General features: G+C 72.1%; 18 protein-coding genes. 8 read left to right on the top strand and 10 right to left on the bottom strand.

Annotation, left to right across the window (positions count from 1 at the left end; all coding sequences use genetic code 11):
• The 4 genes from ABZ098_RS05415 to ABZ098_RS05400 all read right to left on the bottom strand — a co-directional run bounded on the left by ABZ098_RS05415 (position 1) and on the right by ABZ098_RS05400 (position 5,060).
• Positions 1–969 (bottom strand): sugar ABC transporter permease, encoded by a 969-nt coding sequence (locus tag ABZ098_RS05415; protein ID WP_356587420.1) that lies wholly within the window; start codon positions 967–969, stop codon positions 1–3.
• On the bottom strand, positions 969–2,324 hold the full coding sequence (locus ABZ098_RS05410; RefSeq protein ID WP_356587418.1) for an ABC transporter substrate-binding protein: 1,356 nt from the start codon (positions 2,322–2,324) through the stop codon (positions 969–971). Before ABZ098_RS05410 ends, ABZ098_RS05415 begins: the two co-directional genes overlap by 1 nt.
• 54 nt (positions 2,325–2,378) lie before the next feature.
• Complete coding sequence (locus ABZ098_RS05405; RefSeq protein WP_356587416.1) at positions 2,379–3,572, bottom strand: ROK family transcriptional regulator; 1,194 nt, start codon at positions 3,570–3,572, stop codon at positions 2,379–2,381.
• Between the two features lie 390 nt (positions 3,573–3,962).
• Complete coding sequence (locus ABZ098_RS05400; protein ID WP_356587414.1) at positions 3,963–5,060, bottom strand: mechanosensitive ion channel family protein; 1,098 nt, start codon at positions 5,058–5,060, stop codon at positions 3,963–3,965.
• A gap of 282 nt (positions 5,061–5,342) precedes the next feature.
• Between ABZ098_RS05400 and ABZ098_RS05395 the strand changes: the two genes are divergently transcribed.
• Complete coding sequence (locus tag ABZ098_RS05395; RefSeq protein ID WP_356587412.1) at positions 5,343–5,879, top strand: HNH endonuclease; 537 nt, start codon at positions 5,343–5,345, stop codon at positions 5,877–5,879.
• 90 nt (positions 5,880–5,969) lie between these two features.
• On the opposite strand, the gene ABZ098_RS05390 is transcribed toward ABZ098_RS05395, so the two are convergent.
• From ABZ098_RS05390 to ABZ098_RS05380, 3 genes are read right to left on the bottom strand one after another with little or no spacing between them, the layout of a single operon-like run.
• Positions 5,970–7,337 carry an FtsX-like permease family protein gene (locus ABZ098_RS05390; protein WP_356587410.1) on the bottom strand — a complete coding sequence of 456 codons (1,368 nt, stop codon included), beginning with the start codon at positions 7,335–7,337 and terminating at the stop codon, positions 5,970–5,972.
• Entirely contained in the window at positions 7,334–8,032 is a 699-nt protein-coding gene (locus tag ABZ098_RS05385; RefSeq protein ID WP_356587408.1) for an ABC transporter ATP-binding protein, read from the bottom strand. Before ABZ098_RS05385 ends, ABZ098_RS05390 begins: the two co-directional genes overlap by 4 nt.
• Positions 8,029–8,562 carry a PadR family transcriptional regulator gene (locus ABZ098_RS05380; RefSeq protein ID WP_356587406.1) on the bottom strand — a complete coding sequence of 178 codons (534 nt, stop codon included), beginning with the start codon at positions 8,560–8,562 and terminating at the stop codon, positions 8,029–8,031. The genes ABZ098_RS05385 and ABZ098_RS05380 overlap by 4 nt, the downstream gene beginning before the upstream one ends.
• Positions 8,563–8,771: 209 nt before the next feature.
• Between ABZ098_RS05380 and ABZ098_RS05375 the strand changes: the two genes are divergently transcribed.
• The 3 genes from ABZ098_RS05375 (at position 8,772) to ABZ098_RS05365 (ending at position 11,416) form a co-directional block, all read left to right on the top strand.
• Positions 8,772–8,984: a hypothetical protein gene (locus tag ABZ098_RS05375; RefSeq protein ID WP_356587404.1), complete on the top strand. Its 213-nt coding sequence runs from the start codon at positions 8,772–8,774 to the stop codon at positions 8,982–8,984.
• The gene (malQ, locus tag ABZ098_RS05370; protein ID WP_356587402.1) at positions 8,985–11,039 is read left to right on the top strand and encodes a 4-alpha-glucanotransferase; all 2,055 of its coding nucleotides are present in this window, start codon (positions 8,985–8,987) and stop codon (positions 11,037–11,039) included.
• Between the two features lie 80 nt (positions 11,040–11,119).
• Positions 11,120–11,416 (top strand): hypothetical protein, encoded by a 297-nt coding sequence (locus tag ABZ098_RS05365; RefSeq protein ID WP_356587400.1) that lies wholly within the window; start codon positions 11,120–11,122, stop codon positions 11,414–11,416.
• A gap of 128 nt (positions 11,417–11,544) precedes the next feature.
• Here ABZ098_RS05365 and ABZ098_RS05360 read toward each other — a convergent pair whose 3' ends face one another.
• A complete protein-coding gene (locus ABZ098_RS05360) occupies positions 11,545–12,111 on the bottom strand; it encodes a TetR family transcriptional regulator (protein ID WP_356587398.1) in 567 nt (188 codons plus the stop codon).
• A 127-nt stretch (positions 12,112–12,238) separates the two neighbouring features.
• Between ABZ098_RS05360 and ABZ098_RS05355 the strand changes: the two genes are divergently transcribed.
• Positions 12,239–13,690, top strand: a complete 1,452-nt coding sequence (locus ABZ098_RS05355) for an FAD-dependent monooxygenase (protein WP_356587396.1) — start codon at positions 12,239–12,241, stop codon at positions 13,688–13,690.
• Positions 13,691–13,753: 63 nt separating this feature from the next.
• Here the strand turns inward: ABZ098_RS05355 and ABZ098_RS05350 are convergent, their stop codons facing one another.
• Entirely contained in the window at positions 13,754–14,263 is a 510-nt protein-coding gene (locus ABZ098_RS05350; RefSeq protein WP_356587394.1) for a MarR family transcriptional regulator, read from the bottom strand.
• 104 nt (positions 14,264–14,367) lie between these two features.
• Here ABZ098_RS05350 and ABZ098_RS05345 point away from each other — a divergent pair, with 104 nt between their 5' ends.
• The 3 genes from ABZ098_RS05345 (at position 14,368) to ABZ098_RS05335 (ending at position 17,587) form a co-directional block, all read left to right on the top strand.
• A complete protein-coding gene (locus ABZ098_RS05345) occupies positions 14,368–15,333 on the top strand; it encodes an EamA family transporter (protein ID WP_356587392.1) in 966 nt (321 codons plus the stop codon).
• 41 nt (positions 15,334–15,374) lie between these two features.
• Positions 15,375–16,730 carry a sigma-70 family RNA polymerase sigma factor gene (locus ABZ098_RS05340; protein WP_356587390.1) on the top strand — a complete coding sequence of 452 codons (1,356 nt, stop codon included), beginning with the start codon at positions 15,375–15,377 and terminating at the stop codon, positions 16,728–16,730.
• Between the two features lie 98 nt (positions 16,731–16,828).
• On the top strand, positions 16,829–17,587 hold the full coding sequence (locus tag ABZ098_RS05335) for an SDR family oxidoreductase (RefSeq protein WP_356587388.1): 759 nt from the start codon (positions 16,829–16,831) through the stop codon (positions 17,585–17,587).
• Here the strand turns inward: ABZ098_RS05335 and ABZ098_RS05330 are convergent.
• Positions 17,556–18,131, bottom strand: a complete 576-nt coding sequence (locus tag ABZ098_RS05330; RefSeq protein ID WP_356587386.1) for a hypothetical protein — start codon at positions 18,129–18,131, stop codon at positions 17,556–17,558. The genes ABZ098_RS05335 and ABZ098_RS05330 overlap by 32 nt on opposite strands.
• Positions 18,132–18,256 lie beyond the last annotated feature (125 nt).

Below are 18,256 nucleotides of genomic sequence, written 5' to 3'. Positions count from 1 at the left end.
TCAGTCACCTGCCTGGATGAGACCGCCCCGGCGCCGCATCAGGAACGCGGTGAACACCATCGACAGGGCGAAGAGGACGAGGGCGACGACACACGCGGAGCCGTAGTCGAAGCGCTGGAAGCCGAGGTTGTAGACGAGCTGGGGGAGGGTCAGCGTGGACTTGTCCGGGTAGCCGGGCTCGAACTGCGTGCCCGCGCCCTGGATCACGCCCGAGGCGACCTTCCCCGCGATCAGCGGCTGTGTGTAGTACTGCATGGTCTGGATCACGCCGGTGACGACGGCGAACATCACGATCGGCGAGATGTTGGGAAGGGTGACGAACCGGAACCGCTGCCACGCCGACGCCCCGTCCAGCTCCGCCGCCTCGTACTGCTCTGTCGGCACATCGAGCAGCGCGGCCATGAAGATGACCATCAGGTCGCCGATGCCCCACAGGGCGAGCAGGGTGAGGGCCGGTTTCGACCAGGTGGGGTCGTTGAACCAGCCGGGGGCCGGGACGCCGACCTTCTCCAGGATCGAGTTGACCGGTCCCGTACCGGGGTTGAGCAGGAACGCGAAGGCCATCGTGGCGGCCACCGGCGGGGCCAGGTACGGCAGGTAGAACAGGGTGCGGAAGACCCCCGTCCCCGTCTTGATCTTCGTGATGAGCAGGCCGATCCCGAGGCCGAAGAGGACCCGCAGGGACACCATCACCACGACCAGCCACAGGGTGTTGCGCAGGGCCGGCCAGAAGAAGGGGTAGTGCTCGAAGACGTAGGTCCAGTTCTTCGTCCCGCTCCAGGTCGGCGGCCTGAAGCCGTCGTAGTGCATGAACGAGAAGTAGAGGGTCGACAGCAGCGGATAGGCGAAGAAGACCGTGAAGCCGATCAGCCAGGGCGACATGAAGGCGATCGTTCGCAGTGCTTGTTTCCGCTGCTTCGCAGCGAGGCCGGACCTGCGGCGCTTCGACGTCAGAGTGATCGTGGCCATCACTTCGCCTGCGCGATGTCCGTGTCGATCTGCCGGGCCGCGTCGGCGAGGCCCTTCTCGAGGTCGGTGACCTTGCCGCTCTCGTAGGCGTAGCCGAGCTCCTGGATGGTGGTGAGGTACACACCGCCGTTGATCGAGGACGGGGCGGTCGTCGAGTTCGGGTTCGCGGCGATGTCGAGGAAGGTCTTGAAGCGCGGGTCGTACTTCAGCTTCGGGGACTTCAGGGCCGCGAGCGTCGAGGGCACGTTGTGGATGGCGTTGGAGAAGCCGACCACCGCGTCCGTGTCCGTGGTGATGTACTTCAGGAACTCCCAGGCCGCGTTCTGCCGGGTGCTGTTGGCGGCGATGCCGGCGATGGTGCCGGTGATGTAGCCCTTGCCGTACTGGTCCGCCTGGTCGTCGGGGACGGGCAGCGGGGCGACGCCGATGTCGAAGCCGGGCTTGGCGTCCACCGCCATGCCCAGGCGCCACTCACCGTCGAGCTGCATGGCGACCTGGCCGGTCTGGAAGGGGTGCTTGGGGCCCCACTCGTCGCCGAGCCCGGCCCGGTACTTCTCCAGCTTCCTGTAGCCGCCGAGTTCGTCGACGAGCTTCTTCTGGAGGGTGAAGGCGGCCGAGACGGCCGGGTCGGTGGCGACCGTGGACTTGCCCGAGGCGTCGAAGTAGGTGGGCGAGAACTGGCCCATGTAGTGCTCGGTCGTGGTCTCCCAGCCGTGGTAGTTCGGCATGAACCCGAGCTGCTTGTACGAGTCGCCCTTGGCGATCGTCAGCTTCTTGGCGTCGGCCGCGAACTGCGACCAGGTCTTCGGCGGCGCGCTGATCCCGGCCTTCTCGAACGCGGTCTTGTTGTAGTAGAGCCCGTACGCGTCGCCGAGGAGCGGCACGGCACAGCGGTCGCCCTCGAACTGCGTGTACTTGTTCATCGCGGCCGGGAAGGTCGTGTCCGGGTCGATCCCCGACTTCTTGAAGAACGGGTTGAGGTCGACCAGCGCGCCCGAGGAGCAGAACTTGCCCACGTTGTTCGTGGTGAACGACGAGATGACGTCCGGGGCCTTGTCGCCGCCCGTGCGCAGCGCCTGGTTGATCTTGTCGTCGGTCATGTTGCCGACGACGTTGACGTGGATGTTGGGGTGCCCCTTCTCGAAGCCGGCGACCAGCGCCTTGACTCCCGCCACCTCGGAGTCCGCGCTCCAGGCGTGCCAGAAGTTGATGGTGGTCTCCTTCGAGGCGTCGTCGTCGGCGCCGGAGGAGGACTGGCCGGTACAGGCCGTGGTGACGAGCACGGCGGACACGGTCAGGGCAAAGGCCGCTTTTCGGGCGACTGAGGGTATGGCTGAGGGCATGGCTGTGCGCATGACGGGATCTCCCAGGGACGGGCGGTGAGGTGAGGTGTGGGGGAGTACGGGGGTTCAGCGCGAGGTGTCGAAGACCTCGTCGCGGGTGGCCGCGAGCGCGCTCTCCAGGGCGCCGCGCAGCACGGGGTGTTCACGGACGTCGCCGACGACCAGCCGGGGGCGTGAGGCTGCCAGTTCCTCCAGCTCGGCCTGGACGAGGGCGCGCAGGGTGTCGCCGCCGGCGGTGAGCGAGGCACCGCTGAGGACGACGAGTTCGGGGTCGAGGACGGAGACGAGCGAGGCGAGACCGGTGGCCAGCCGGGTGGCGTAGGTCTCCAGGAGCAGCCGGCCCAGGACGGTGTCCTCGGTGGCGGCCCGCTCGACGAGGGCGGCGGCGACCTCGGCGTACGGCCCCGAGGGGATGTCCGTCATGCCGAGCTCGCGGGCGAGCTGGGGGACGGCCTGGGAACCGGCGAGTTCCTGGTAGCCGCCACTGTTGGCTTTGGTCACCTGCCGTACCAGGGGCGCTCCGGGAACCGGCAGGAAACCTACCTCTCCCGCGCCGCCGGTCCAGCCGCGGTGCAACCGTCCGCCGAGGACCAGGGCGGCACCGAGACCGCCCTCGTTCCACAGCAACACGAAGTCCTCGTGGCCGCGGGCCGCCCCGAGCCGTTGTTCGGCCACGGCGACGAGGTTGACGTCGTTCTCGTACTCCACCGGCATCGGCAGGGCTGCGGCGAGTTCGTCGAGGAGGGTCGGGGTGTGCCAGCCCGGCAGGTGGGAGGCGTAGCGCAGCCGGCCCGTGCCCGGGTCGAAGGCACCCGGGGTGCCGATGACGAGGCGGTGGACGTCGCCCCGGGCGAGCCCCGCCGCCTTGACCGCGCCGTCGAGGGCGTCGGTGACCTGCCGTACGACGGGCTGGGCGGGCCGGCGTCCAGGGGTCGGCAGTTCGTAGGAGCCCACCGTGCGGCCGGTGATGTCGGCGACCGCGGCGAGGACGCGCTCGGGGGTGACGTCGAGCCCCGCGGCGTACGCGGCGGTCGGGTCGACCTCGTAGAGCTGGGCGTTGGGGCCGGGCCTGCCCTCGCTGGTGCCGGTGGCGAGGACGAGACCCGACGCCTCCAGACGGGCCAGGAGCTGGGACGCGGTCGGCTTGGAGAGGCCGGTGAGCTTGCCGATCCGGGTCCGGGAGAGGGGGCCGTGCTCCAGCAGGAGGTCGAGCGCGGCACGGTCGTTCATGGCGCGGAGTGTGCGTGGTGTGCCTGCCATGGGTGCCCCTCTCCGTGACTGCCGGACGACTGTACTGTCCGGCGACTGTTAGGAAGGTTTCCTATCTGATGCACGGAACATAGGTCTGGACCTCATGTCCGTCAAGAGCGGAAAGACAAACCGCCCCGGCAGGAAACGGACTCGTTACCTGCGGGGGCGGTGAGGGTGGGGCCGGTGGGCCTACTGGACGTCGACGTGGTCGCCCAGGTCGGGCCAGGTGGCCGCGGGCGCGACCAGGCCGGTCAGGCCAGGGCACCGCACGCGGCGATGCCTGTGGCGAGCTTTCTCATGTTCCCCACATCCGAAACGGGCCCCTGGGCGTTGCGCACCAGAACAAGATCACGGTCGTGAGCGGGATGTGACGTCGTGTGAAGACGATGAGAGTTCGGGCTACTTCGGCGCCGGACGCTGGGTCGGCGCCGGCACGAGCGGGGAGGCCGCCGCCGACTGCGGGGACTCGGAGTTGGCGAAGACCGACGGGGCCGCGACCGCCGCGGCCGGGTCGGCGGCCTCCTCGTCGGCGAGGACGGTCGCGCCGCCGACGATACGGATGTCCGCCGCGTCGAAGGCGCGCTTGATGCGCCAGCGCAGCTCACGCTCGACCGTGAGGGACTTGCCGGGCATCGTCTTGGCGGAGACCCGCACGACCATGGAGTCCAGCAGGACGCTGTCCAGGCCGAGGACCTCGATCGGGCTCCACAGGAGCTCGTTCCAGGGCTCCTCCTTGCTCATCTTCTCGGCGACCTCGCCCAGCACCCGCTTGACCTTGTCGAGGTCCTCGGAGGCCCGCACGGTCACGTCCACGCCGGCGGTCGCCCAGCCCTGCGAGAGGTTGCCGATGCGCTTGACCTCGCCGTTGCGGACGTACCAGATCTCGCCGCTGTCGCCGCGCAGCTTGGTCACCCTCAGGCCGACCTCGATGACCTCGCCGGAGGCCACGCCCGCGTCGATGGTGTCACCGACGCCGTACTGGTCCTCCAGGATCATGAAGACACCGGAGAGGAAGTCCGTGACGAGGTTGCGGGCGCCGAAACCGATCGCCACACCCGCGACACCGGCCGACGCGAGCAGCGGGGCCAGGTTGATCTCGAAGGCGCCCAGGACCATCAGGGCGGCCGTGCCCATGATGATGAAGCTCGCCACCGAGCGCAGCACCGAGCCTATGGCCTGCGAGCGCTGGCGACGGCGCTCGTTGTTGACCAGCAGGCCGCCGATCGCCGTGCCGTCGACCGCCTGCGCGGTGCGGTTCATCCGGTCGATCAGCTTGGTGATGGCCCGCCGTACAAACATTCTCAGCACGCCGGCGACCACCAGGATCAGCAGGACCCGCAGACCGACCGCCAGCCAGGTCGACCAGTTCTGCTCGACCCAGCTCGCGGCGTTCGTCGCGCTCTCCTGGGCGTCCTGGAGACTCGGCACGGCCGGCGTCGGGGTGTCCGAGGGGGACGGCGACGGGCTCGCGGCCAGTAGGACGGCGGACAAGGACACGGCAGGTACCTCCAGGTGCTGCGTCTGCCGTCCGGTACGGCGGTCAAGGTCACGAAAAGGTCACCGGTACAGCAGGCTCACCACACTAACGGTGCATCGTGTGTGGATCGTTGCAATGTTCGGGGGAGAGACGGCTCTCACCTGGGGATGAAGAAAGGTGTGGTCGAAAACACTCTCAGCCCGTTACCGGGACATGGTGGCGTTCCTCCCGGGCGAGAGGGGACACTGACCTCAGTTCGTCCCGGCGCGAGCCACGCGCCGCCGACGCCCAAGGAGGCATCCGTGCCGCATGTCCTGGTACTCAACGCGTCGTACGAGCCCCTCGGCGTCGTACCGCTCCGCCGCGCGCTCGTCCTCGTCCTGGAGAACAAGGCCGTCTCCCTCGAGGAATCCGGCGCCTACATGCACAGCGCGACCGTCACAGTCCCCGCACCCAGCGTGGTCCGGCTCAAGCGATTCGTCCGGGTTCCCTACCGAGGGCCCGTTCCTCTCACCCGCAGGGCGCTCTTCGCCCGCGACGGGGGCCGGTGCATGTACTGCGGTGGCGTCGCAACCAGCGTCGACCACGTCATCCCGCGCAGCCGCGGGGGCAAGCACGTCTGGGACAACGTGGTGGCGTCCTGCCGGCGCTGCAACCACGTGAAGGCCGACCGGCACCTGTTCGAGATCGGCTGGCGGCTGCGCCACAAACCCGCCCCACCCTCCGGCCTGGCCTGGCGCATCATCGGCACCGGGCACAGGGACCCGCGCTGGCTGCCGTACTTGCAGCCGTACGGCGCGGAGGACGCCATGGCCCGGATCGACGGCATCTCAGCCTGACGACGATCCGGGCCTTTGTGTTGCCGCGCGCGGCGGCTCGGATCCGGCCCCGGAGGTCCCCCGTGCCTCCGGGGCCGGACGGTCATGGCCTCACGTGTACCTGAGTTCCGCCGGCCGCAGGGAGCGGCGCAGCAGGGGCAGTGAGGTGGCGGCGGCCAGGAGGCAGGCCGCGTAGACCGCGAGGGGGACCAGGAGGGCGGCGTACGGCAGCCCCGTGTCCGAGTGGTTCGTGGTCACCGCGGCGTACCAGACGCCGATCGCCGTGCCGCCCACGCCCGCCACCGCGACCGCGGGAGCCAGCGGCAGCGCGGTCTCCAGGAGCAGCGCCCTGGCCAGCACCCGGTACGGCACCCCGGCGGCGACCTGGGCGGCCAGGCCCCGGCGGCGGGTGGCGAGGGACTCCGCGGAACCCACGGCCAGCCCCGTCACGGTCAGGGCGAGGGCGACGAGGATCGCGGCTGCCGTCAGGTCGATGCCGGTCGTGTAGTACGCCATGTCGGTCGCCAGCGTCCCCTCGCGGCGCATGGTGCGCAGGATCTCCAGCAGCACCTGGCGCACGCCCACGAAGCCCGCGCCGACGACCGTCACCAGCAGCACCGAGGCATGCGTTCGGGCCGCCGCCCACGGGTCGTCCCGCAGCCGCTCCGCCGCGATCAGCAGCGCCGGGCTCTGGGCGCGGGCGGCCAGTGCCCCGCCCAGTCGGCGGGCCGTCGTACCGGCCAGCGAGACCGTCGCGAACCCGACGACCAGGACGACGGCGAACAGCGCCGGCGGCCCGAGGGCCACCTCGACCGGGCCGCCGAGGAACGACGACACACCGACGAACACCGCCGCGCCCCCGAGCAGCCCGCTCACCACCCGCAGGGCCCGTCCCGGACCCCACATCGGCCGCACGCGCCGTACCCAGCCCAGCGGCGAGGCCACCACCCGCCGCAGCGAGAGCATGCTCACGGCCGCGCCCAGCACCGGTACGGACACCAGGACCAGGGCGATCCCGGCCCAGGCGAGCGCGGTGGGCCGCTCCCACAGGTGCAGCAGCACCGGTACGCACACGGCCGTGGCCACCGCCGAGCCCGCCAGACACGCCGGCCCCGACTCCAGTGCCGCGATCCGCCGCACCTGCCACGGGTCGGCCCCCGCGAGCCGCAGCGCGGCCAGCCGCCGGTCCCGGTGCACCGCGCCGACACGCGCGCACTGCCCGAGGAAGCCGAGCACCGGGATCAGCAGCAGCACGGCCACGGCACTCACGTTGCGCCGGCCGCTCTCGGAGTCGAGGAGCCCGGCCCCGACGGACACGGAGTAGTAGCCGTCCAGCGAGTTCAGTGCGAAGCCCGCCACCCCGATCCCGGTCGCCAGCGCCGCCCCCACCGCCGTGAGCCCGACCCGCCACCACTCCCGCCGGTCGGAACCGCGGGTCAGCTGCCAGGCGATGCGGAGGTCTCGCCGCAAGGTCTTCACGCCGTCACCCCCACCGGGGCCACGGCCCCGTCGGCGATCCGCACCTCGCGGTCCGCGTACGCCGCCACCTGGGCGTCGTGGGTGATCAGCAGGACCGCCGCGCCGGATTCGCGGGCCGTGTGGACCAGGGCCGTCATGACCTGCTCGCTCGCCAGGGAGTCCAGGGCGCCGGTCGGCTCGTCCGCGAAGACGACCTTCGGTCCGGTGACCAGGGCACGGGCCAGCGCGGTCCGCTGGGCCTGCCCGCCGCTCATCTCGCCGGGCCGCAGCCCGGCCTGGCCGCGCACTCCGAAGCGCTCCAGCCACTCACCGGCCCGCGGGTGGGCCTCGGCGCGGGAGACGCCGGCGAGCAGCAGCGGCAGCGCCACGTTGTCGAGCGCCGTCAGTTCGGGGATGAGCTGCCCGAACTGGAAGACCACGCCGAACTCCGTACGGCGCAGCTCGCTCAGCCGCTTCTCGGGCAGCCGGTCCAGGCGCTCACCGCCGTAGGACACCGAGCCGGCGTCCGGTGCGACGATCCCGGCCAGGCAGTGCAGCAGCGTCGACTTGCCGCTGCCGCTGGTGCCGGTGACGGCGAGGATCTCGCCGGCGTCCAGCCGGACCGAGGCACCGCGCAGGGCCTCGGTCGGGCCGTACGTCTTGACGAGATCGCGCCCTTCGAGAAGTGGCACGGTCGTGTCCCCCTTGGTGTTCATGCCGAGTCGACCTCCGCGGTCAAAGTGGTGAGCCGGGCCGCTGTGGTGTTCATCCAGCGGAGGTCGGCGTCGAGGTGGTTGAGGGCGTAGTCCGCCGAGAGCACGGTCGCGAGGTCGGCCCCTTGGGCGGTCTTGACCGCCGTGAGCTCCCGCATCCGCTCCATGTGGGCGGTGCGCTGGGCCCTGAGGTAGGCGTCCGGGTCGCCGCCGGACAGGATCGAGACGACGACCTTGGCGAAGATCTCGTTGGTCACGAAGGGTGCGGGCGGGGTGATCCGCCCGGCCCACTCGGCCAGTTCGCGCGCCCCCGCCTCGGTCGACCGGTACCTGGTGCGCTCCGGGCCGCCGTCGGAGTCGGTGCCGTCGACCTCGGCGAGACCGTCCCGCACCAGGCGTTGCAAGGTCGTGTAGACCTGCCCGTAGGCCAGCGGGCGGGCCTCGGGGAAGCGTTCGTCATGGCGTCGCTTGAGGTCGTAGCCATGGCTCGGCCCTCCTGCGAGCAGCCCCAGCAGGATGTGGCGGGTGCTCATGATGATCAGTATGCACCACGTACATGTACTGAGTGAATAGTGGTCGGCGGGGCGCGATCCGTGGACGCGCGGAGGCCGCCCGCTGGACGGGAGCGACACAGCCACGGAACATGACGAAAAGCACGTTCTCCCCTCCAGTACGTCTGCCGTCGCGTCCTGTGGGTAGGGCTGCGGTAACCCCCGTCGTCGTACCCGACAAGGAGGCCCCCGTGGCCGCACCGGCACCCCTTCTGCTCCCGGCCCTGTCCAAACCCGAGGCGCCCGCTGAGCACTTCTGTGTCTTCAGCGCCGAGGGCGCCTGCACCGAGACCCCGCTCACCAGCGAACCACCCCTGCCCGACGCCGAGCCCCTCACCAGCGAGCCGCCGCTCGCCGACGCCGCCCCCCTGACCAGCGAGTCCGACGCTTACCTGGAGCCGTAGATGGTGGCGCCCCCCGGTCCGGAGCTGTCCCGGCTCGCCGAGTCGTACGGCGTCGCCACCTCCTACCAGCCCTCCCCGGACCGTACGGTCGCCGCCTCCGCCACCGCCGTCACCCTGGCCCTGGCCGCCCTCGGCGTCGACGCGCGCGACCCGGCCGCCGCCCTCGCGGCCCGGGAACGCGAGCTGCGCGCACGCCTGCTGCCGCCGACAGTGGTGTGCTGGACCGGCAGCCCGCCCGCCTTCGTCGCCGACCTGCCCGAGGGCACCCGGCTGCGCATCGAGACCGAACAGGGCGAGACCCGCGCCGCCGCCGACCAACTCCCGCCCGGCGTCCACCGGTTGACCGCCACCGCCCCCGACGGCCGCACCGCCGACGCCCACCTGATCGTGGCCCCGCCACGGCTGCCCGCGCCGCCGCGGCGGTCGTACGGACTCCTCGTCCAGCTCTACTCCCTGCTCTCGCACCGCTCCTGGGGCATGGGCGACCTCGGCGACCTCGCCGAACTGAGCTCCTGGGCGGGGCGTGCCCTCGGCGCCGGCTTCGTCCAGGTCAACCCGCTGCACGCGGCCGTGCCCGGCGCCCCCACCGACCCGTCCCCCTACCGGCCGTCCTCACGCCGCTTCCCCGATCCGGTGCACCTGCGGATCGAGGAGATCCCCGAGTACGCCCATGTCACCGACCCCGACCGGCTGCGGACCCTGCGCGAGCGGGCCGAGCGGCTGCGCGGGTCCGTGCTGGAGAAGGGCGCCCTGATCGACCGGGACGCGGTCTGGGAGCTCAAGCGCGAGGCGCTCGAACTCGTCCGCGAGGTCCCGCTCGGGCCCGGCCGCCAGGCCGCCTACGCCGACTATCTCGCCGAGGGCGGCCAGGCGCTGGAGGACCACGCGACCTGGTACGCGCTGGCCGAGAGGCACGGCTCCGACTGGCGCGGCTGGCCCTCCGGCCTGCGCGACCCGCGCTCCGCCGAAACAGCCCGCGCCCGCGGTGAGCTGATGGACCGCGTCGACTTCCACTGCCGCCTCGCCTGGCTCACCGAGAGCCAGCTCGGCGCCGCCCAGCGCACCGCGCGGGAGGCCGGGATGCCGCTCGGCGTCGTCCACGACCTCGCGGTGGGCGTGCATCCCGAGGGCGCGGACGCCTGGGCCCAGCAGGCGTACTTCGCGGCCGGGATGTCCGTGGGAGCGCCCCCGGACGCCTTCAACGCCCGCGGCCAGGACTGGGGGCTGCCGCCGTGGCGCCCGGACCGGCTCGCGGAGTCCGGCTACGCGCCGTACCGGCAGCTGCTGCGGGCCCTCTTCCGGTACGCCGGCGCGCTGCGCATCGACCACGTCATGGGCCTGTTCCGGCTGTGGTGGGTCCCGCAGGGGCACCCGCCCACGGAGGGCACCTACGTCCGCTACGACGCGGAGGCGATGCTCGCCGTGCTCGTCCTGGAGGCCTCGCGGGCCGGGGCGGTGGTGATCGGCGAGGACCTCGGCACGGTCGAGCCCGGTGTGCGCGAGGCGCTGCGCGAGCGGGGCGTGCTGGGGACGTCGGTGCTGTGGTTCGAGCGGGACTGGGAGGGCGACGGGCGCCCGCTGCCGCCCGAGCGGTGGCGCGCGGACTGTCTGGCGACCGCGACCACGCACGACCTGCCGCCCACGGCCTCCCGTCTCACCGGGGAGCACGTCGAACTCCGGGACAGCCTCGGCCTGCTGACCCGGCCGCTGGACGAGGAACGCGCGGAGGCCGCGGCCGACACGGGGGAGTGGCTGGAACTGCTGGCCCGGCTCGGACTGCTGCACGGCACGGGGGGCGGCGCCGACCCCTCCACGCAGGAGGCGCAGATCCAGGCCGTCCACCGGTACCTGCTGAACACTCCGGCCCGCATGGTGGGGGTCTGGCTGCCGGACGCGGTGGGCGACCGCCGGCCCCAGAACTTGCCGGGCACGTGGGACCAGTACCCGAACTGGCGGTTGCCGATCGCGGACGGGGAGGGGCGGGCGGTGACGCTGGAGGACCTGGCGGGGTCGGCCCGGCTGCACGCCTTGGTGGACGTGCTGCGGGCGCCGTGACGGGGGGTGTCCGCGCGGCCGGGCGCCTCATACGGCACCCCGGACGCGCGGCCCGAACCGCCGTTGGATACTTTGACTCCGTGGACAAGAAGAACGCCCTGCGCGCCGGCGCCCTGGTGGCCGGTACGACGCTGATGATGCTGCTCATGTCGTCCCCCGCCTCCGCGCTGAACCGCGACGACGGCGACGACCCCGGCACGGGCCTGAGCGTCATCGAGACGCTGGGTCTGTTCGTCGTGGCCCCGCTCGTGCTGTTCGGGGTCATCGCCGGCCTGGTGTTCGTCCTGGACAAGTCCAAGGAAGAGCACCGGGTGACCAGCCGCAACATCAGGACCAAGCCCGCCGAGGCCGAGGCCCGGGCCGGCTCGAAGGCCTGACCCCACCGACTTCCGGGCGCCGAGTGCGCCTTTTCCGGGGCGCCGACCCCGCCGTACGTACGCGCGTCTGCTCCAGCAGCCGTACGTGGGCGAGGCCGGCGCCCCGACGCGTTCTTCCGCAGGCGGGATCAGGGGTTCGGCGCGGTGAGGTACCGCTGCACCGTGGGCGCCAGCCACGCCACGATCTCCTCGCGCGCCAGCGCCACGGTCGGCGGGAGCCGCAGGACGTACCGGGTCAGCGCGAGCCCCAACAGCTGTGTGGCGGCCAGCGCGGCCCGCGCGGGGGCCTGCTCCGGGTCCGGACACACCCGCTGGGCCACCGGCATCACCTGCTCCCTGAAGATGCCCTGCATCCGCTCGGCCCCCGCCTGATTGGTCGCGCCGACCCGCAGCAGCGCGGTGAGCACCTCGTTCTCCTCCCACAGGTCCAGGAAGCGCGACACGAGCGCGCGGCCGACGTCGTGCCGGGGCAGTGAGCCGGGCTCCGGCAGCCTCAGGTCGACGGAGACGGCCGCCGCGAACAGGCCCTCCTTGTTGCCGTAGTAGCGCATCACCATGGACGGATCGATGTGTGCGTCCTTGGCGATGGCGCGGATGGTGGCCCGCTCGTAGCCGTCGGCGGCGAAGCGCTCGCGGGCCGCGGCGAGGATCGCGTCGCGGGTGTCGTCGGAGCGGCGGCGGGGGGTTTCGTTCATGCCGACGATCGTAGGTCAACGTGTGTTGGCCAACAAGTGTTGACGCTGTGGTGGGGTGCCGCTACCTTCGTCAACAGGCGTTGGCAAACAATCGTTGACTTTCGATCGTCGGCAGTAGGAGGCCACCATGAACGGCACCTCGAAGAACGGCACCCCCGTGATCGTCGTCGGTTCCGGCCCCACCGGCCTGCTCCTGGCCGGTGACCTGGCCACCGCCGGCGTCCCCGTCACCGTCGTCGAGCGGCGCCCGCACCGGATCAGCAACCTCTCCCGCGCCTTCGTCCTGCACGCCCGTACCCTCGAACAGCTCGACGCCCGCGGCCTCGCCGACGGACTGGAGGCGGTGGGGCAGCGCCTGGACAAACTGCGCCTGTTCGGCAACCTCACCATCGGCCTGGACGATCTCCCCTCCCGCTTCAACCACCTCCTGGTCCTGCCGCAGTACGAGGTCGAGAAGGCCCTGGAGCGGCGGGCGGTGGAGGCCGGCGTCGACTTCCGGTACGAAACCGCGGTGACGGGCCTGTCCCAGGACGAGAACGGCGTGACGGTGCGGGTCGAGGGACCGGACGAGGGCACGCGGTCCCTGCGCGCCGAGTACGTCGTGGGGGCCGACGGCATGCGCAGCGCCGTACGCGAGGCGATCGGGCTGCCCTTCCCCGGCCACTCGGTGATCCGCTCGGTGGTCCTCGCGGACGTCCGCCTCGCCGAGCAGCCCGAGACCCTGCTCACCGTCAACGCCGTGGGGGACGCCTTCGCCTTCATCGCCCCGTTCGGCGACGGTTACCACCGGGTCATCGCCTGGAACCGCGCCCGTGACGTCCCCGACAGCGAGCCCCTCGACCTCGACGAGATCAAGGAGGTCACCCGTCTCGCCCTGGGCCGTGACTTCGGGATGCACGACGCCCGCTGGATGTCCCGCTTCCACAGTGACGAACGCCAGGCCCCCGCCTACCGGGTGGGCCGGGTCTTCCTGGCCGGCGACGCCGCCCACGTCCACACCCCGGCCGGCGGCCAGGGCATGAACACCGGCCTCCAGGACGCGGCGAACCTGAGCTGGAAGCTGGCCCAGGTGACGGGCGGTCACGCGGGCCCCGAGCTCCTGGACACCTACCAGTCGGAACGCCACCCCGTCGGCAGGGCCGTCCTGCGCAGCAGCGGTGGCATCGTCCGCCTCGCGATGGCCAAGCGGCCCTGGGAACTGGCCCTGCGCACCGCCCTCACCACCGTCCTCGACCATGTCGGCCCGGCCCGCCGCAGGATGGTCGGCCGGCTCACCGGAGTGGGCTACAAGTACGCCGCGCCGCGCTCGGTCCACCCCCTGACCGGCACCCGGGTCCCCGACGTGGCCTTCGCGGACGGCGGCCGCCTCCACGAGTCCCTGCGCGGCGGCAGGTTCGTCCTGATCACCCCCGAGTCCCACGCCGCATCGGCCGCCCACAAGGACCGCCTCGCCGTGGAACGCTGGGCGAGCGGCCGGCGCACGACCGTGCTGGTACGCCCCGACGGGTACGTGGGGTGGGCGGTGGAGGGAGCGACGGCGGAGGACATCGAGGGGGCGCTCGCCACGTACGTCGGGTGAGCGGGTGCCGGTGCGCGGGGCGTGTGACGTGTTCGTCCGTCGCGGCCTCGCGCGGGGCCGGGGTCACTCCGGAGGGTTCTGTGTGCCCTCCAGCAACTTGCGCAACAGGTCGGCCAGTTGGACGGACTCTTCGTCGTCGAGGGCGGACAGGGCCTCCGTCTGGGCGGTCAGGCCCGCTCCGACCGCCTCGTCGATGACGTTCAACCCCTTCTCCGTCAGGGTCACCTGGAGGCCGCGGCGGTCGTGGGGGTCGGGGGAGCGGCGGAGCAGGCCGGCGCGTTCGAGCCGGTCGAGGCGGCCCGTCATGCCACCCGTGGTCAGCATCAGCGTCGAGGAGAGCCGGCGGGGGGAGAGGGTGTACGGCTCCCCGGCGCGGCGGAGTGTGGCGAGGACGTCGAACTCGCCGCGGGAGATGCCGAAGGGGGCGTACACCTTCTCCACGCGGTCGCCCATCGCGCGGGAGAGGCGGTAGACGCGCCCGAAGACCTCCATGGCCCTGGTGTCGAGGTCGGGCCGCACGGCCGCCCACTGCTCGATGATCGCGTCGACGGCGTCCTTGCGCTGTGCACTCATGTGCCGAGTATCCGTGGGCGCCGACTCGGCCGCAAGAAAGTGGCTTGCGGAAAAGTAGCTTAGGAGTAAGCTACTTTCATGCAAGTTAATCGTCAGGGGGAGCCATGAGGAAACCGGGCACCAACCGTTCCGCCACCGTCCTTCTCACCGCCCTCGCCCCCGTCTCCTGGGGCACCACCTACGCCGTCACCACAGAGTTCCTCCCGTCCGACCGGCCCCTGTTCACCGGCATGATGCGAGCCCTGCCCGCCGGGCTCGTGCTGCTCGCCCTCGCGCGGGTGCTGCCGCGCGGTGCCTGGTGGGGGAAGGCGGCGGTGCTCGGGGCCCTGAACATCGGGGCCTTCTTCCCGCTGCTGTTCCTGTCGGCGTACCGGCTGCCGGGCGGGATGGCCGCGGTGGTCGGGTCGGTGGGGCCGCTGATCGTCGTGGGGCTGTCGGCCGGCCTGCTGGGGCAGCGGCCCACCGCCCGGAGCGTGCTCACCGGACTCGTCGCCGCGTTCGGCGTCAGCCTGGTCGTGCTCAAGGCGGCCGGGGCCCTCGACCTCGTCGGGGTGCTGGCGGCACTCGCGGCCACCGCCTCGATGTCCTTCGGCACCGTGCTGACCAAGCGCTGGGGCCGCCCCGACGGCGTCGGCCCGCTCGCGCTCACCGCCTGGCAGCTCACCGCGGGCGGCCTGCTCATCGCACCGCTCGCGTTCCTCGTCGAGGGCGCCCCGCCCGCGCTCGACGGACGGGCGGTCGGCGGCTACCTCTACCTCGCGCTGGCGAACACGGCGGTCGCGTACTGGCTCTGGTTCCGCGGCATCGGCCGCCTCACCGCCACCCAGGTCACCTTCCTCGGCCCGCTGTCCCCGCTGACCGCCGCGGTCGTCGGCTGGGCGGCGCTCGGGCAGACGCTCACACCGGTGCAGCTCGCGGGCATGGCGCTGGCCTTCGGGGCGACGGTGGCGGGACAGCTGGGGGTACGGCCGCCCCGGCGCAGCCACGCCACCACCGTCGGCCGGACGTTCGGTCCTGCTGAAGGGAACCGGGCACCGGAGGCACTGCGGGGCGCGTCGAAGGCGTTGTAACGTCACCCCGTCCCCGCGTTACGAAACCCCCGGAGGCGCACGTGGCCACAGACGTCTGCGCGGTGTGCGGGAACCCGCTCCCCGCGCGAGCCGGGCGCACCGGACGCGGCTCCGTCTACTGCTCCGCCGCCTGCCGGCAGAAGGCCTACCGGGAACGGCACCAGCCCCAGGGGCTCACCGTGCAGGGGCTCATCGACGACATCGGGCGCCAGGCATCGCGGTTGGCGCCGCAGCCCGCGACCGCCCTCTACTCGACCGTCACCGAACTGTCCGAGTCCGTCGCACGGTTGAGGCGGGTGGCCCGCACCGCGCGCGACACCACCCAGGACTCCGAGGCCGTGGCACCCGAGGATTCCGTAACACCCGGCCCCGTAACGCAACGCGCCGAAACCGGCCCCGTCACGCAACTCGACGAAACCGACTTCGCCGCCCTCACCGAGCAGTACCGGCGTGAGATCCAGGTGCACTGCTACCGCATGACGGGGTCGTACGACGAGGCCGAGGACCTGGTGCAGGAGACCTTCCTGCGGGCCTGGCGGGCGCGGGACGGGTTCCAGGGGCGGGCGAGCGCGCGGACCTGGCTGTACCGGATCGCCACCAACACCAGCCTGGACCTGCTGCGGCGGACCGCGCGCCGCCCGCAACGGTACGAACCAGTGCCGGGGATGAACCATGGGGACGGGGAGCCGCCCGCCCGTATCACCTGGCTTCAGCCCTACCCCGACGACGAGACGCCCCTCACCGAGGAGCACGAGCAGCCCGAGTCCGCCGCGGTGTCCCGCGAGACCCTGGAGCTCGTCCTCCTCGCCGCGATCCAGCATCTGCCCCCGCGCCAACGGGCCGCGCTGGTCCTGCGCGACGCCCTCGGACTGACCGCCGCCGAGACCGCCGAGGCCCTGGAGACCAGCGTGGCCTCCGTCAACAGCGCGCTCCAGCGGGCCCGGCCCACCCTGCGCGAACACCTGCCGCGGGATCGCTCGGACTGGCGGGCCACCGTGCCCTCGGAGGACCAACAGGCCGTACTGGACCGGTACATGGCCGCCGTCGGGCGCCTCGACTTCGACGCGATGGCCGCGCTGCTCACCGAGGACGTCACCCTCACCATGCCGCCGAACCCGTTCTGGTTCGTGGGCCGGGACGCGATCATCGACTTCGTGCGGGTCAGCCTCGATCCCGGCTCCCCGATGTTCCTCGGGCACTGGCGCAGCCTGCCCACCCGGGCCAACGGCCAGCTCGCTGCGGCGCACTACGTCCGCAGGCCCGGGACCGGCGTCCACCGCGCCCAGGTCCTGGACGTCCTGCGCTTCGGCGACCGGGGCGACGGCGAGCGCATCGCGGAGATCACCTCCTTCGAGCCGCACCTCTTCCCCGCGTTCGGGCTGCCCCTGCGGCTGTGACGGCCGAAGAGCGATGAGCAGTCGCCCGAGCGATGAGTGTCGGCGGGGCCGTACGTCTGCATGGATGTCACGTACGAACCACTCCCAAGGAGTTCCCCATGCTGCTCACCGACAAGACCGCGATCGTCTACGGCGCCGGCGGCTCCATCGGCGGGGCCGTCGCCCGGGCCTTCGCCGAGCAGGGCGCGAGGGTCCACCTCGTCGGCCGGACCCGTGAGTCCCTGGAGGCGGTGGCAGCCGACATCAAGGGCGCCGAGGTCGCTGTCGTGGACGCGCTGGACGAGGCGGCCGTGGAGGCGCACGCCGAGCGGGTCGGGGACATCGACATCTCCATCAACCTGGTCACGCGCGGCGATGTGCAGGGCGCGCCGCTGACCGACATGGCGGTCGACGACTTCCTGAGGCCGGTCACCGACGGTCTGCGCGCCAACTTCCTCACCGCCCGGGCCGCGGGACGCCGAATGGCCGCACGCGGTTCCGGGGTGATCCTCGCCCTCAACAGCGGTTCCGCGCACGGCAGTCCGATGATGGGCGGCACCGGGCCCGCGGACGGGGCGATCGACACGCTCGTGCGCAACCTGGCGATCGAGCTGGGGCCGCGCGGGGTACGGGCGGTGGGGCTGTGGGTGGCCGGGGTGCCGGAGACGTTCACCGTGGAGAAGCTGTCCGCGGTCAACCCGGCCATCGACGAGAGTGCCGTCCAGGGCATCGTCGACCACCTCGCCGGGATGCGCATGACCCGCCGCAACCCCACCCTGGCCGAGGTCGCCGCCACCGCGGTGTTCCTCGCCTCCGACCACGCGGGCGGCATCACCGGCACCTTCGTCAACGCGACGGGCGGGATGGTGTCCGTCTGAGCCGGCGGCCCCGCCACCAGGGGCGCAGCCACAGGGCGTGCAGCCCGCCGAGCGTGACGACGACGGCGATCCCGTCCAACCGGTCCCGAGCCGACCGCGCGGCGACCGACTTGGTCAGCGCGCGGGCGAGCAGGGTGATGTCCGCGGGCAGGGTGACGGCGGCGAAGAACGCGAGACACAGCGTGGTGCCGAGGACCAGCACCACGCTGTACGCGCGCACGGCCCGCCGTTCGTGCGCGGGCAGCCCGAGGCTCGGGTCCTCGCCGGCCGTACGACCGCCCCGGCGCCGCAGCAGACGCCGGGCCCGGTACCGCGTGTACGCCAGCCCGTCCCCGTACAGGTCGCGGCAGCGGGTGACGTCCTGGAGGACGAAGTACAGGTCCGTGCGCATGAAGACCATGAGCTGGAACGGGAGGGGGAGCAGGGCGAGCAGCGCCACGGCGGCGAGGACGCGCCGGGGTGTGCCGGTCACCGCGCCCGCGGCGAGGGCGGCCAGGGACGCGGCCGTCAGGTTGGTCGCGATGCCGGCCAGGTAGGCGGTCAACCGGTGGCGGCGGGGGGCGAGTTCGATGCCGCTGAGATCGTGATTCGCCCGCTGGACAAGAAAGAGACCACTGGGGACAGTAATTCCCAGGGTGCTTGATCGGATCACCAGCGTTCGGAGGACCG

This window comes from Streptomyces sp. NPDC006335 (genome assembly GCF_040612795.1).
GTDB lineage: Bacteria > Actinomycetota > Actinomycetes > Streptomycetales > Streptomycetaceae > Streptomyces.
Note: the sequence above shows the minus strand (reverse complement) of the source record. Positions and strands in the feature narration are given on the sequence as shown.